Below are 14,629 nucleotides of genomic sequence, written 5' to 3' on the forward strand. Positions count from 1 at the left end.
AGCCTGGTTCAGCCATTCTGGAAATTCGATATTGGGGCTCCCGTGACTTTCACTATTGAATGCAAACGATTAGCATTGTCGAATCCTATCCTTCCGCCCGTGCAAACTCAACGTCGTCAGCGACCGGACTCCCCAATTTCAAATGCATACACTCCGCAGTTTCTGGCGTCTTTCACGGCCTTTCTGGGTATCTGAACAAAAGTACCCGGCCCTGATGCTGCTTTTGGCCACCGTGTTGATGAACCTGTGCCTGGTGGGAGTCAATATCCTCAACAACTTCTGGAACCTGCACTTCTATAACGCATTGCAGGCTATGGATTATCCCGGTTTTCTCCTGGGCTGCGTGCAATTCATTCTGCTGCAAATTGGCTTGGCAACCTTTACCGTGGCGGCGTTTCACTTCCAGCAAAAATTGACATTGCGCTGGCGGCGTTGGGCCACCCGCAACATGCTTGAGCAATGGCTGGGCGACCAGCGCTATCAGAAATTGAAGCTGACCGAGACCGACGTCGACAACCCCGATCAGCGGATTGCCGAAGACATTGACCTGTTCATCATTAAGTCGCTCAAGTTAAGCCTGGGTCTCATGACGTCATTGGTGTCGCTGTTTTCCTTCCTGCATATCCTCTGGCAGGCTTCCAGTCTGGTCAGCGTACCGTTCGCCGGTGAGTTCTTGGTCATTCCGGGTTTGCTGGTATGGGTCGCCTTGGTTTACGCCCTATTGGGCACAGGACTCGCATTCTGGCTAGGCCGCGCATTGCCCCGTCTGAATTTCATCCAACAGCGGCGTGAGGCCGACTTTCGATTCTCCTTGATGCGCTTGCGGGAAAACGCCGACTCGGTTGCCCAGTATCAAGGCGAAAAGCTGGAGAACGCTCGTTTCAACCAACGCCTGGAGGCGGCGTTGGAGAACTTCTGGGAATTGGTGAAAAAACAAAAGCTGATCATGGGCTATTCAACCTTCTACTTGCGTAGCGCCACGGTTATTCCGATGTTTATCATGGCGCCGCAATTCTTTGCTGGCGCCTTTCCCCTCGGCCGCCTGACTCAGATAAGTTCCGCCTTCGGTGAAGTACACGGGGCTATTGCCTACTTGGTGGAAGTGTTCCCGGAGTTGACCGAGTGGAAATCAGTGATCGACCGGTTAATCGGTTTCCAGAAGCGGCTGGATAACGTCAAGGTGGAATCGGGAGTCATCCATAAGCAGCAACTCAAAGGATTGCATATCAAGGATTTAGACATCTGGTTGCCAAACGGCCGCCCTTTACTTAACGGCTTCAATCTTTCACTAGAACCTGGCGACAGCCTGCTGATCAGCGCACCTTCCGGCTATGGCAAGTCAACACTCATACGTGCGGCCACTGGGCTTTGGCCCCATGCTTCGGGTTCGACCCATTATGACCGGGAGCGTGCGCTCACACTCCCGCAAAAACCTTACCTGCCACTGGGGAGTCTGCGCGAAGCGCTCTGGTATCCAAACCCTCCACAACGCGAAGAAGATACCGCTCTGGGCTTGGCCATGCAGCAAATTGGCTTGCAGCACCTGACCGACCAATTGGATCAGGAACGAGACTGGGCGCAAACCCTGAGCATCGGCGAACAACAACGCTGTGCCTTCGTAAGGGCATTGATGGCTCGCCCCGCGGTGTTATTCCTTGACGAGAGCAGTTCTGCATTGGATGCAGCGAACGAAGAACGCTGCTATCAGTTGCTCAAGCAAACACTGCCTGAAACCATCCTGATCAGCATCGGCCACAATGCCTCACTGGAGCGCTTCCACTGCCAAGTCCTTGAACTGCAAAGCGAAGCCCAACCAGAGCAACGAAAGGTAAAGCAACCGGTATAAGCCCCCGGGGCCTGTATAGATAGTCAGGCCGCGGAGAGTGTCCTGCCCCGCTACCTTGGATGACGGCTTAGACCCTCCCATAATTTGAGTTGGGTCGCGTAAGTAAACATGGCACCAACAGTCTTTGAATTCCGAGTCGCGACGGCGCTCGCTCTTACATTTGATACAAAGATGATGCCTCTCGGCGCATTGGTGTGCACTGCCGTGATGCTGACACCCTGCGCCACTGATTGTTACCCGCCCGCTCTGAGGTTCTGACCCTCCTCGCATCTCACGAATAAAAAAGTTACAAAATCATGCAGCGTTGTGTCTATGCGGGCTGCAGGTGAGGTGCGCAAGAAGCCGCGCTCTTGATACCTGTTACTTTCGCGCACGATATATTTCGTGCATAAGCGATTGGTCCAAGTATAAAGAAAGGATGCGCTATGGAATACAACACAGAGGATGGCCAACGCTTGGCCACCGAGTTCATAAAAAAGCTAGCTGAACGCCCCCTGAAAGCCACTTACGATCTCGCCACTCTAGGCGCCAAAACCCGATTTGGCGGTGAGGTCGTTACAGCCAGCACGACCATAGAAATCAAAGAGCATCAAATTGCATGCGTAGGGGATCTAGTGCGTTACCCGGACGGAACCCAAAGCACGATCGTCTCCGGTGCAGGTATTGCGCTGTCTTATAAAGATCGTCCGGTGGCGATTGTCGGCAGCGCGACCGACAACGGCGACACCATCATCAACAGCTTGCAATGCGCCTTACAGATTCGTGAGTACGCCGACGATGACGGTATCCCCGGCCTGCTCCAGCCGGGCTATCGCGTGATAAGACCAAGCTAACCAGAGTTGCAAGGCATCATTTAGCCAAGACATCTCTCTAATGCAAGGATTCGCACATGAGAGGAAAACCCGCCGCCCGCGTTACTGACCCTACAACATGCCCGTCGTCAGGACACGGTACCAACCCCATAGTCGAAGGTTCTCCTGACGTCATTTTTGATGGCCTGTCCGCAGCACGACAAGGCGATGCTTCTGAGTGTGGAAGCCCAATCACTTCCGCTGTTTCATCAACGGTGTTTATCAATGGTAAGCCTGCAGCCACTTTGGGCAGCGTTGGGGCTCATGGGAATATGATTATTGGCGGTTCTGGAACTGTCATCATCGGTGATGTGGTTACTCACGCTCCCGTTTCTCCTGTAACCCAGAGTAATACAGCCCCTTATTCAGGGCGTTTCCAGCTTATTGACCAAGAAACAGGCAAACCCGTTGCTGGGCGCAAGGTTAAGGTTTGGTCCAGTGGTGGCTGGACTGCTTTCGACACCACGGATACCGAAGGCATGACATCGTGGGTCAAGCACGATGCATCCGAATCCATTCACATTGACCTGGTACAGGAAGGCGAAGCATGAGCGATCAGCCCAGCCTTGCTCAGGGAGGCATGAGCCCTGAAGGTAAAATCAACCCTGTTGACCTTTTGAAACCCAAACTCGACCCGAAGGATAAGAAGGTGTTGTGCTCGGCGATCTGCTATTGCAGTACCACGCCTAATGTCAGTCAGGATGGTAAGAACCTTAAACAGGCCTGTGTGGCTCAGCGCCTTGGCGAGTTGGACGAGATTCTTCAAGGACGTAGCCCATACAAACCCGAGGTCAGTTACGACATGACCAAGAACCCACCGCAGCCGATCCTCGACAGCCAGACCGGCATCAATTCCCATGGTTGGATTCCTGGCTGGATCAGAAAATACTGGGATGAAGACCCGGAGCATCCGCCATTCAAACCGGGCCGAGGTTTGATTCGTCGGCCAGACGTTGTAATCGTTAACGACCCCCAAAAGCCGCCAACTCAGGACAATATCAAGCAGGTGATTGAGATGAAATTTCCGCCTGATCAACCAGATAATAAGCAGGCCAAAGCATACGGAAAAATTGCTGGCAACAAAAACAAAGTTGTCGAGATGAAGTCTACCGAGTGCGACTGTAGTCAGGAAAATCAGCAGTCTAAGGTACCCGTTGAAGAACTAGGTTGGGCTGCTGCTGCCGTAAGTGCGGCGATGTATTTTCTGACCCGTGGCCGTACCCCTCGACCAATGATTCCAGCCTATTGATACGGAGAAGAGTTTATGGACTCAGAATTTAATCTGGCTGATGAATTGGCCAAGCAACCTCAGATTTTGGAGATGCTCGGTAATCTTTTGATGAAAGGCGGGCGTGAGGACTATATAGGTGCCGTGCTCTGTCTGCGCGGCACACTCTACTTCAAGGAAGCTCATACCCCGTTGGTGCGCGAGGCGCTTTGTCAGTGTTTCGACGAGTTTAAACGCATAGCTGAGCCTCATCTTACTTGGCTGTGGCGCGAGGAGCCGCCGGAGGGAAAGCCTTTGACCGCTTACGCTGACGCCAAACCTCTGCGCGAGATGCTTGGCAACATGGATGAGAATTACCCGCTAACTTTCTACTACACCAGCGGCAAGAAATCCAACGACGCCAGTGCTTGGTTCTTCGAGATATTTGCTCAAGCAGCTTGGGAGTCGAAGATAGGAGATGACCTAAGTGTTCTGGAGTTCTCTATTCCTCTTTTATATCAGGAACAGAACCCGCTAAATTTCTTATGTTTGTTCCTTGACTTTGCCCGCAGGCTAGCTCCTGAGCAAGGATATGCAGGACATGCTTTCAATCTTTCAGTAACCAACAGAGACGACAACGAACCAACTGAAGCTTTTATGGCGGCACGTATGCCGAGTTTAGATGTTGGAACGGCTGGTCTGCTTACTAATACTCCTGAGTTCCAGCCAACCAAGATCAAAACTGTGAGTTGGCTAACTGTACTCGATCAGCCACGACTAGATTTAGCGGGTGGTCTGGATACATTACGTGCACAACTGCCGGCCAGTCATTTCGCCTTTTATGAGTACGGCGCTGGTGTAGTTATTCAGGCCGGTGCTTATCCGTCAGGGGGGGATGGTGAAGACCCGAAACCGGCGGCTTATGTGTTGCTGAACCATGTGCTCAAAAGCATCCGCTACGAAACTGTGGGATCACTGCATGGTGGCTCTCATGATGGTGAGTTGCGGTTGGTTGGTTGGTCGGCGGATCAGTGGCTCAAGCGTTTGGATGTGGATGACGCTGATATACCCGCATGGCGTGCCAAGTTGCTTAGCAATGAGCCGCATCTGGATGCCACGAATACCCTGCCGGAGCGTTTATGAGCGAGCGGCAACGGTTTTCCCTAACTGACCATGAAACCGATCTTCCAAAGGCCAACTATCAGGTGCACCTGCGTGCCGAGGATGGATGGGAGACCATAGTCACGTCGGATGAGCACGGGCTGACGCCTTGGGTCGAATACCCGCTACCGCTTTCCTGCTTTCTGCCAAATGGTCCATCCGATACTGCTCTGCGGACAGCGGCGCAGTTGGCGGATCAACTGCTTAAATGCCTGAAGATTGGTCATAGACAGTCCGTGCGAGTGTGTACGGACTAAGCCTGAATGGCTTAAATGCACTTTCTGCTTCGTTGCTCCCCGCCCCCAACTCCCCGGGTAACAGCACACTTGCCTCAGCGCTGCCTGGCAAGTGCTCAGTTATAGTCGATGGTCACAATAGCTTGGGCCTGTACGCTGCCTGAAACGACTGGAACGTCCGTCTGCACATACTCGGCGCTAAATGGCAGGCTTATAAGGATTTGGCTCGTCTCCAGGTTGCGCAGGGGAAACTCACTACCACCCTGATCGAACATCTGGCTCGGTGCCAGGCGCACCGGGTTACCTTGGTGCAGCAAGCGCACGCCAAGGCCGCTGGCGGTCGAGCTTTCCAGTAGTTTTATGGCATCGCTGGAGTTACCAAGATCAGTGATGTCGCTGATATTGAAGCGCGCGTCAGCGTCGGCATCGCACTGAAAGTCCAGCGTAAAAGGCGTAGAACCAGCGGCGCTGCCCACACCGTTGAATGCCGACCGGGCCACCTTGGGTAACTGCACCTGCGTATCGGGGTTGCTTAGGCTGCAGGTCTGGGTGATCACATCAGCGTTGACTATAATATCCAGTGTGCTACCTACATCGTTGCGGTTCGCCCACTCGGTGCCGTTGCAACCCAGGTACATACGGATGTTTAGGCTTCCTGATGTCAAGTCATTGGAGGTCTTGACCATTCGGAAGTGTATGGGAACGCTCTGGTCACCGGTGCGTATCGCCACACCGGTGTCATGTCGGGAAGTCTTATCCAAAGGCAGCGGCTGCCCACCGCCGTCGAGGAACTGATAACCAACACCGCTTGGCATTCCCGCGTAGGTATAGACACCGGGAACCATGGTTTCCATCGGTAATGCGCCCCCTACCGGGCTTAAAGCAAAGCCCCCGCCGCCAGCACAGTAAGCTTGGTTATCGTCCCAGGCGTCAGTACAATGAATATTAACCACCGTTGAAGCATCCGAACCAGGAATCACAGCACCCACCGGCAGGTTCCTGGTGACCTCCGTATCCAGGGTGCCACTCCATGGCAGTTGAGCCGAACTGCAATTGTTGTGGGTACCAGCCAAAGCTGGCTTTGCCGGCAGCAAGGTAAGGGACAACATCAAACATATTGCCAGAAAAAATATGCTCCGCGTCATCGTATATCCTTTTAAGCAATAGCCAAATACTCAGCTGAGGTGGGTGTCGGACGGGCTAAACGTATGCTTGCTCCAATCGCCAGTTTCTTAGTTATAGTCGATGGTCACAATAGCCTGAGCCTGTACGCTGCCTGCAACGACTGGAACTACCGTCTGCACATATTCGGCGCTAAACGGCAAGCTTATAAGCCTTTGGCTCGTTTCCAGGTTGCGCAGGGGAAACTCACTGCCACCCTGATCGAATACCTGGCTCGGTGCCAGGCGCACCGGGTTACCCTGGTGCAGCAAGCGCACGCCGAGGCCGCTGGCGGACGAGCTTTCCAGTAGTTTTATGGCATCGCTGGAGTTACCAAGGTCCGTGATGTCGCTGATATTGAAGCGCGCGTCAGCGTCGGCATCGCACTGAAAGTCCAGCGTAAAAGGCGTAGAACCTGCGGAGCTGCCCACACCATTGAATGCGGACCGGGCCACCTTGGGTAGCTGTACCTGAGTGTCGGGGGTGCTCATGCTGCAGGTTTGAGTGATCACCACAGAATTGACCGCTATATCTAGTGTACTGGTGGATGGGCCGAGGTTCGCCCACTCATTGCCGTTGCAACTCAGGTACACGCTAAAGTTGAAGCTACCTGATGACAAATCATTAGAGACCTTGACCATTCTGAAGTGTATTGGGACGCTCTGGTCACCGGTTCGTATCGCCACACCGGTGTCATGCCGAGAGTTCGCGTCCAAAGGCAGCGGCTGTCCACCACCATCGAGGAACTGGTAACCAATACCGCTTGGCATACCTGCGTAGGTATAGACGCCGGGAATACTAGTCGCCATTGGTAATCCGCCCGCAACTTGGCTTAAAGCCCAACCAGAGCCTCCGTTACAGAAGGCCTGGTCATTGTCCCAGTCGCTATTACAATTAATGTTGACCTGCGTCGAGGCATCCGACCCCGGAATGACCTCACCCACCGGCAGGCTCGCAGTGACCTCGGTATTCAAGGGGCCACTCCAAGGGAGCTGGGCTGAACTGCAGTTGTTAGTGGTAGCGGCCAAAGCCGGCTTTACTGGCAACAAGGTAAGAGACAACACCAACCCTATGGCCATGAAAAATACGTTTCGCATGATGTTGTATCCCTTATCAGCAAGAACTAAATACCTGCTGGGGTGAGTGTTGGACGGACTAAGCCTATGCTTGCTGCCCCTGTCGCCAGTTTCCTAGTTGTAGTCAATCGTAACAATGGCCTGAGCCTGTACGCTGCCTGCAACGACTGGAACTACCGTCTGCACATATTCGGCGCTAAATGGCAGGCTTATAAGGCTTTGGCTCGTCTCCAGGTTGCGCAGGGGAAACTCACTGCCACCCTGATCGAATATCTGGCTCGGTGCCAGACGCACCGGGTTACCCTGGTGCAGCAGGCGCACGCCGAGGCCGCTGGCGGACGAGCTTTCCAGTAGTTTTAGGGCATCGCTGGAGTTACCAAGGTCGGTGATGTCGCTGATATGGAAGCGCGCATCGGCGTCGGCATCACACTGAAAGTCCAGCGTAAAAGGCGTAGAGCCTGCGGAGCTGCCCACACCATTGAATGCGGACCGGGCCACCTTGGGCAACTGCACCTGAGTATCGGGAGTGGTCATGCTGCAGGTCTGGGTGATAACCGTCGCATTAACCATCAGACTCACAGTACTGTTGGATTCATTGATATTTGCGAACTCAGTACCCACGCACCCCATAACCATTGGAATATTAAAGCTCCCTGATGAAAGATCACCGAATATCCTGACCATGCGAAATCTTAGGAGCACAGTCTGTTCGCCGGTTTTTATTTGCACACCGGTGTCATGTCGTCCTGTCGCACCCAGAGGAATTGGGCTCCCTCCTGCGTCGAGGAATTGATAACCAATGCCGCTGGGCATACCCGAGAAGGTATAAACACCAGGAACACTGGTTTCCATGCCTGTCAGACTTGATGGATGAATATTCCAGCCACCGCCCCCGGTGCAAAAGGCTTGATTATCGTCCCAGGCGGCGGTGCAAGTGATATTGATCACCAATGAAGCATCCGAACCAGGAATAACCTCACCCTCGGGCAAGTTCGCGGTGACCTCGGTATCCAAGGCGGTACTCCAAGGCAACTGAGGCGAGCTGCAGTTGTCGGTGTTACCTGCCAAAGCCGGCTTTGTTGGCAACAAGGTAAGAGACAACACCAAGCCTATGGCCATGAAAAATACGTTTCTGTGCCGCTGCATCGAGTGCCTCTAATCAGTAATAGGTAAACACCCAATCCGGGTGAACATTAAAGTTCTCCTAACGCAATAAAACGCTCAAGAGCCAGAGCAAAACTAATACGGCAAGGCAAACATCTTCGACGCCGTGCCCAAAGACGCTTACATGCACTCATCCGTCAGATACCGTCAGCATTTGACGGGAATTACCTAAGTTACTCAACGCATAACGCATTAATGATAGGTAATGGTAAACATCAGAGCTGTATTGGCCGTACCAGTGGTGACCGTAGAGCTGGTTTGGCAATACCGAGCAGCGAAGGGAATCAATAGTTGGCCACGCTGCTATTGTCGTACTCAGCCAATTGACTTCACTGGTAGGAAAAGGTAATAGTGGCCAAGGCCGTAAGGTTGCCGGGAGTGATTACCTCTTGCGTCTGGACATAACGCACATCAAATGGCACCACATAACTGGATTCGCCTGTACCGAAGTACCACTGATTCACTGTTCCTGCTTGCGATGACTCTGGCCCGAGCGGAACGGGAGTGCCTTCTCCGCTTCGGAAAACCTGAATCCCTACGCCAGAAACACTTGAGTCTGGCGTCAAGGTCAAGGTGTCACTGGTGTTTGCGGGGTTCACACCGTCGCTCACGACCGCATAAAGGCTAATGTCTGGCGAACACTCCAATCCAAGCGTGAAAGATGCACTTGGCGACGCTGTTGAACCGATACCGGAAAAGTCCCGTGAGCCAACAGCAGGCAGTGAAACTGTTTGTGAGGCACCAGTGGTCACGCTACAACCAACGGTGTAGACGCTAAGCGTTTGCGCTTGCACATACACAGGGGTAACAGTCGCAGAAATGACGTTCCCTGACTCTCTGCTACGTACCGCCCAATACGCCAGCAATGACTCAGGCAGTGCGTATTGCCCGGGCTTGGGATTGCCATAGACAACGAGTTTGATCTGGTAATGCGAAGCTGTATTGGTGTAAGCCACATTAGGATAGATAACAGTTACCTCACCCATAACAGGGCGAAAATCCGTAACATTTGCCTTGGATCGAATGATGTAGCCGACCCCATCCACAACTGTTTGATAAATATCATAAGTCCCATAGGAGTCTGAGTAGCTGGCTCCCGGAACCTTGGGGCTTGATGACCAGACAATGCTATCAACCCCACGTCCACGATCATTGCATGTGTCCCACTCAATGTTGCCGCCGTAATAGGTCGATTGCAGAGAAGCAGTCCATGGCAAAGACTGGTTTGTACTGGGATCGTGTGCAGAAACAGGCGCATTCTCCGAGCCAATCTGGTAATCAGGGTATGGCAAATGAATACCGGATGGCCCTCGGCAGGATCCCCACACCAAGGGTGATGACATCGTTAGAGCGATAAACAGAACACCGACAATTTTATTCATGGTTTCTCATATCGTTAAGAAAAGGTGTGCACGCAACTCGACATAAGTGCCAACCGACTGCCTAGACAAATCGCAGCTCGAAACACAGTTCACGTCCCCTGCGCACAACTCGCCTCCACCTGTTGGTAAGGATTGTCGCTTGCTTCGTCGGTCGGCTCCTGATAGTTCAACTGGCAGGACTCCTCGGACGACTGGCCCCAAACCACTTTCAACCCCTTGTGTTCACCACGCAAGAAGATCAATCCGCCCTGCCCGACCATCGCAACCGGTTTGTCCTCGGCATCGACCACGCTCGCACCGAAAGGCACCTTGTCGTTCTGCAACCGAAGCAGCAGCGGCTTGCCATTGATGGTTGCGTAATCAAGACGCACCACTGCGCCACGGCGAGGTACTGCGTTCTGCGAAGTAGTCTGTAATTCTACATCGACCGGCAAGCCACGCGGGCTGATGCCGACAGGGTTGTGACGATAAGGTGTCAGGCCTGCTTTGAGCGCCTCGCCATCGCCATCAAGCTTGTTGCCCTGGCCACTGGTTAGCTCTGCGCCTGGAGCACCCTCTGCTACCAATAGAGCCATGGTTTCGCCACGTTCTGGGCTAAACACGAAGCCGCCCGAATGCGCTACCACGGTACCGGTGGCTGAGCCGGAGTACTGCTTGTAGTCTTCACCCTGACTGTAGCTGCCGCCGAGTTGGGTCACTGAAGTGCGGTAATTGAGGTTGCCGCCGTAGGTGTTAGTGCTCTCGCTATCGGTTTCCGAACGACTGGCGTATACACCGTAGCTCGCTTCACCATACTCACCGGCCGAACCAGACAGGTTGCTACGTATCGAGCTGTTACTGTCGTCGTCAAACGTAGCGGTGGTGGTCAGCATCGGCCGACGTGCCCCCGAACCCAGCGGGATGCTGGCGCTCAGCATGTAGGTATCGTTGTTCTCTCCGTCCTGCACCTCGCGGCTGGCCGTAAGGTTCATATAACCCCAGCTAAACCCTTTGCCGTAGCCGAGCTGAAAGGTAGTGCTGTCGGCCTGTTCGCCCCAGTAATTACGGGTCAGGCCAGTGAAGTTGAAGTCGCCGAGATCGCCCAGTGGCTGACTGATGCTGACCTGAAAGCGATTACGTTCGCGCAAGGATGCCGAATCGGCGTTCTCGCGCAGGCGAGCGAAGTCGCCGAAGCTGAGAAATTCTTCGCTTGAGAAGCGATAGGCTGCCAGTGAAAAATTGGTACGAGTAGAGTCCAGCAGCTTGCTGTAGCTGATCCGGTAACTTTGCCCGGTCAGGTCGCCGCCGAGCGCATCGTCATCCGTGCCGGTGGTCGGCAGGCCTTTGGCACGGGACAAGGTGGCATCAACCCCCACAGCACCAAGTGGTGTGGCGAAGGCCGCCCCCACTAGAGCCGAACTGTAGTCCTCGCCAATGATACCGCCGCCGTATGCTGTCAGTTTGTTGCTGATACCCCGGCGATAGGTAGCCTGAGTGAACCAAGGCTCATCTTCCAGGTTGTCATCGCGGTAGTTGCCCGAGACTATATTGAAGCGCGAGGAGCCTGGACGCAGCATCTGCACCACTGCGGTGAAGGGCACGATAAAGCTTTTCTCACGACCGTCCGCCTCAGTGACAGTCACCTCAAGGTCACCGGCATAGCCAGTGGCGTAGAGATCGTCGATGACGAAGGCGCCCGGTGCCACGCTGGTCTCATAGACCACATTACCGTTCTGGCTGATGGTGACCTTGGCGTTGGTCTCCGCTGTGCCGCGGACAATTGGTGCGAAGCCGCGTTCGCTCTCCGGGAGCATGCTGTCGTCACTGGCAAGCTGTATACCAGTAAAGGGAATACTGTCGAAATCGCTGCCTGGGGTGAAGTATTCGCCGAGGGTCAGTTGCGACTGCAGCATATCGACGTCAGTTTGCGCATAACTGTTTTGCGAATTGTACTCGCCCGGACCATCATCACTGTCGCGATAGTTGCCATTATGGCGCAAGCGCCAACCAGATACGTTGAACCCGGCGTTGATGTTGACACTATAGTCAGTGGTGGTGTCAGCTCCATCGCGCTCATTGCGAAATACGTTGCCGTGGTAGCCGAGGATCGCCGCGGTGATACCTTCATCCCATTCTGTAGGGTCGACATAACCGCGCTTGACGCGCCCGGCATAGGCTTGGGGAATGCCCAGAGTACCGCTTAGCTCGGCCACATCCATACTGAAGGTAGCACCTGGAATCAGCGCCTGAGCCTCGATGCAATCGCTGGCCAGAACTTGCGCAACCTGCTCCTGGTCGGGCAACTGTTCAAGCCTGGCGCCCCAACGGCGGGCGTCTGCGGCAGAAAAGCAAAAGTGCTGTGTACCTTCCGCGTCAATTACCCGTACGGCCTGACGGATGCGTTCCTTACCGTTGAGGGTAATGTCCAACGTATAAGTGCCGGGAACGACGATACCCGCCTTGGCAAAACGCGAAAGATCAATGTCCTGCCCCATCCCACGCAGGAAACCGCTATCAAAAACCGGGCTGGTTGCCACTTCCACAGGGTCAATTGCAGCCGGAGTCTTGGCGGCTGAAAATATGCCGAGCACTGTGCATATAATCTGTGCGAGAGGTGTGAGGCGCAGCTTTCTATCGGCCGCGGTAAACCCACCCGTTGCATTTCTGCACCGGAAAGCATTCATATTGATGTCCTACAGGAGTTCCTGGTGAGCCCGGGCAGGAGGGTTTTACCCTCCTGCCCGGGGATAGCTGACTTCGTCAAGTGTCGCCAAACGGCGAAACGAAAACCCTTGCGTTAGGGCTTCAGCTCATATGCCCGTTCTCGACTGGCACCGAAATCATCGAGCCAGTTCACCTGGACCTTTCCACCAGAAACCGGGCCGCTCAGGCCAGGAAGAGGAAAATCTTGCGTCGCATGCGGCGCTACCATGCCGCCGCTGTCGAGGCTGTATTTCTTGTCAGCATTCAGTGCTACATGAGCAAAGCTGACATGAAAGTCCGAGTCATTGCGCGCTTGCAATGCATAACCTGCACCGGCGCGAACCACTGTCCAACTCAGCTTATCAACTGCATCTTGCAACTTGCCTTGGAGTCCTTCAGGGCGGTAAAACAGCTTGAGTCGTGTCCGAAAGGCCAACTGCATGACATTGCGATCTGCCGTACCTTCGGCTCTGGGTGGAACCTCCAGCACATTGAGCCAAAACACTGACTCTTGATCCTTTGGCAGCTCACCACCAACACGGACAATACGTAGCGTCTGCCCTTTGTTAGCTTCAACCCGTACTAACGGTGGCAGCACGACAAAAGGTAACTGCTCAGCACCTGGCTGTACCGAAGGATCACCTGCATCAAGCCATGCCTGCACCAATGCTGGTTTATTGGCGGTGTTAGTTAAGCGTACGTTGATCTCGCGATCAGCGGCCGGATAGATAAAGCGCGTCCCTGCGATCTGGACCCCAGCCTGCACCATTAATGGGGCAATCAGCAGCCCCGCAAGCAAGCAGGATGAAATTCTTCTCAGAGCACTACGCATACCAACCTCCTCCTCAATACCCCGACCGCGGATCACTCCGCGGCCAAGTAACTGGTTACTGATAATCCAGGCTGTAAACCAGTTGAGTCTCTACCTGACCAGCAGTTGCAGTGCCTGTGGCGACATACTGCACGCCGTACTGCAGATCCGCAGTACCAACACCTGCTGTATCAGTAAAGGCCACATATTGGTTGTTAGTGTTGGTGATCAGATCTATACCGGTGCCGTTGGCATCGGTCACCTGCACCTGCACACCCTCTGCAGGGGTGACGCTGGCAGTGTTGATCAAATAGCCAGTGCCCTGGTCAACGTTCAATGCTTCAAAATAGGCACGCACACTACCAGTAGCTGGGCAGCCACTCAGCGACAAATTTACTGAAGTGGCACCAGCGGTGTCACCCGGGTTAGCCAGAGCAGTTTTGGATACGGACGGCAGAACGACAGTGGCGTCGCCTGTAGCACCGTTAACAGCGACATCACAGGAAGAGTCAACGACTTCACCGGTGATAGTAATAGTGCCATCTGCGGCATAGGCGCCAGTAGTGCTCAGCAGGCCGACGCCGAAAAGGCCTACAAATGCTGCGGAAAGCGTTTTCATGTATTGCTCCAGTAAAAAATTTTCAAGTAAGCTCCGGCACCATCCTCGGCAGGAGAGGCGCGCATATTACTTTGCCACTACCCACTTGAATGTAGCACTGCTCCCTTATGCCTGTAGGATCATTCCTAGCTGCACCAAACTCGGCTCTGCTTCTCGTTTGCAGCTAAAATATTGGCAGCGCGATCCTACAAACCTCCTTCCATTCTGTCGGTGATTTTCATGCGCGCAGCCATGATCAACAGACGTGGTAACTAGCACACCATCCATTGCTCAACTGTCTTAAGGAGAATCTGCATGCAGGCACGGCACCCTGCTGGATATCCTGACGTTGCACGGAAAGCAGATCATGCAAACCCACAATACTTGCAGCCGCAAGGTATCGGATTAAGTGCATGTTGATGTGGCAACCGAGCGCTCCGCAGCCGCGTGCAGC

Annotated in this window: 12 protein-coding genes; 5 read left to right on the forward strand and 7 right to left on the reverse strand. The window is 53.9% G+C overall.

Features of this window, described 5'->3' with window-relative positions; translation table 11 throughout:
• Positions 1–142: 142 nt before the first annotated feature.
• The 5 genes from B9K09_RS11465 to B9K09_RS11485 all read left to right on the forward strand — a co-directional run bounded on the left by B9K09_RS11465 (position 143) and on the right by B9K09_RS11485 (position 5,047).
• Positions 143–1,846: an ABC transporter ATP-binding protein/permease gene (locus B9K09_RS11465; protein ID WP_087516920.1), complete on the forward strand. Its 1,704-nt coding sequence runs from the start codon at positions 143–145 to the stop codon at positions 1,844–1,846.
• A gap of 425 nt (positions 1,847–2,271) precedes the next feature.
• Positions 2,272–2,679: a PAAR domain-containing protein gene (locus B9K09_RS11470; protein WP_087516921.1), complete on the forward strand. Its 408-nt coding sequence runs from the start codon at positions 2,272–2,274 to the stop codon at positions 2,677–2,679.
• Positions 2,680–2,735: 56 nt separating this feature from the next.
• A complete protein-coding gene (locus B9K09_RS11475) occupies positions 2,736–3,248 on the forward strand; it encodes a PAAR domain-containing protein (protein ID WP_087516922.1) in 513 nt (170 codons plus the stop codon).
• Positions 3,245–3,946 (forward strand): VRR-NUC domain-containing protein, encoded by a 702-nt coding sequence (locus B9K09_RS11480; RefSeq protein ID WP_087516923.1) that lies wholly within the window; start codon positions 3,245–3,247, stop codon positions 3,944–3,946. The genes B9K09_RS11475 and B9K09_RS11480 overlap by 4 nt, the downstream gene beginning before the upstream one ends.
• Positions 3,947–3,961: 15 nt before the next feature.
• On the forward strand, positions 3,962–5,047 hold the full coding sequence (locus B9K09_RS11485) for a DUF3396 domain-containing protein (RefSeq protein ID WP_087516924.1): 1,086 nt from the start codon (positions 3,962–3,964) through the stop codon (positions 5,045–5,047).
• Between the two features lie 370 nt (positions 5,048–5,417).
• On the opposite strand, the gene B9K09_RS11495 is transcribed toward B9K09_RS11485, so the two are convergent.
• The 7 genes from B9K09_RS11495 to B9K09_RS11525 form a co-directional block, all read right to left on the reverse strand.
• On the reverse strand, positions 5,418–6,290 hold the full coding sequence (locus tag B9K09_RS11495) for a fimbrial protein (protein WP_157699349.1): 873 nt from the start codon (positions 6,288–6,290) through the stop codon (positions 5,418–5,420).
• A 243-nt stretch (positions 6,291–6,533) separates the two neighbouring features.
• Positions 6,534–7,559 carry a fimbrial protein gene (locus B9K09_RS11500; protein ID WP_087516927.1) on the reverse strand — a complete coding sequence of 342 codons (1,026 nt, stop codon included), beginning with the start codon at positions 7,557–7,559 and terminating at the stop codon, positions 6,534–6,536.
• Positions 7,560–7,652: 93 nt separating this feature from the next.
• Positions 7,653–8,684: a fimbrial protein gene (locus tag B9K09_RS11505; RefSeq protein ID WP_087516928.1), complete on the reverse strand. Its 1,032-nt coding sequence runs from the start codon at positions 8,682–8,684 to the stop codon at positions 7,653–7,655.
• A 347-nt stretch (positions 8,685–9,031) separates the two neighbouring features.
• Positions 9,032–10,084, reverse strand: a complete 1,053-nt coding sequence (locus tag B9K09_RS11510) for a fimbrial protein (RefSeq protein WP_087516929.1) — start codon at positions 10,082–10,084, stop codon at positions 9,032–9,034.
• Between the two features lie 89 nt (positions 10,085–10,173).
• Positions 10,174–12,654: a fimbria/pilus outer membrane usher protein gene (locus tag B9K09_RS11515; protein WP_256574004.1), complete on the reverse strand. Its 2,481-nt coding sequence runs from the start codon at positions 12,652–12,654 to the stop codon at positions 10,174–10,176.
• Between the two features lie 206 nt (positions 12,655–12,860).
• A complete protein-coding gene (locus B9K09_RS11520) occupies positions 12,861–13,598 on the reverse strand; it encodes a molecular chaperone (RefSeq protein WP_087516930.1) in 738 nt (245 codons plus the stop codon).
• Positions 13,599–13,653: 55 nt separating this feature from the next.
• Positions 13,654–14,196 carry a fimbrial protein gene (locus B9K09_RS11525; RefSeq protein WP_087516931.1) on the reverse strand — a complete coding sequence of 181 codons (543 nt, stop codon included), beginning with the start codon at positions 14,194–14,196 and terminating at the stop codon, positions 13,654–13,656.
• Between the last annotated feature and the right edge of the window lie 433 nt (positions 14,197–14,629).

The sequence above is a fragment of the Pseudomonas sp. M30-35 genome (assembly GCF_002163625.1).
In the GTDB taxonomy this organism is placed as follows: Bacteria; Pseudomonadota; Gammaproteobacteria; order Pseudomonadales; family Pseudomonadaceae; genus Aquipseudomonas.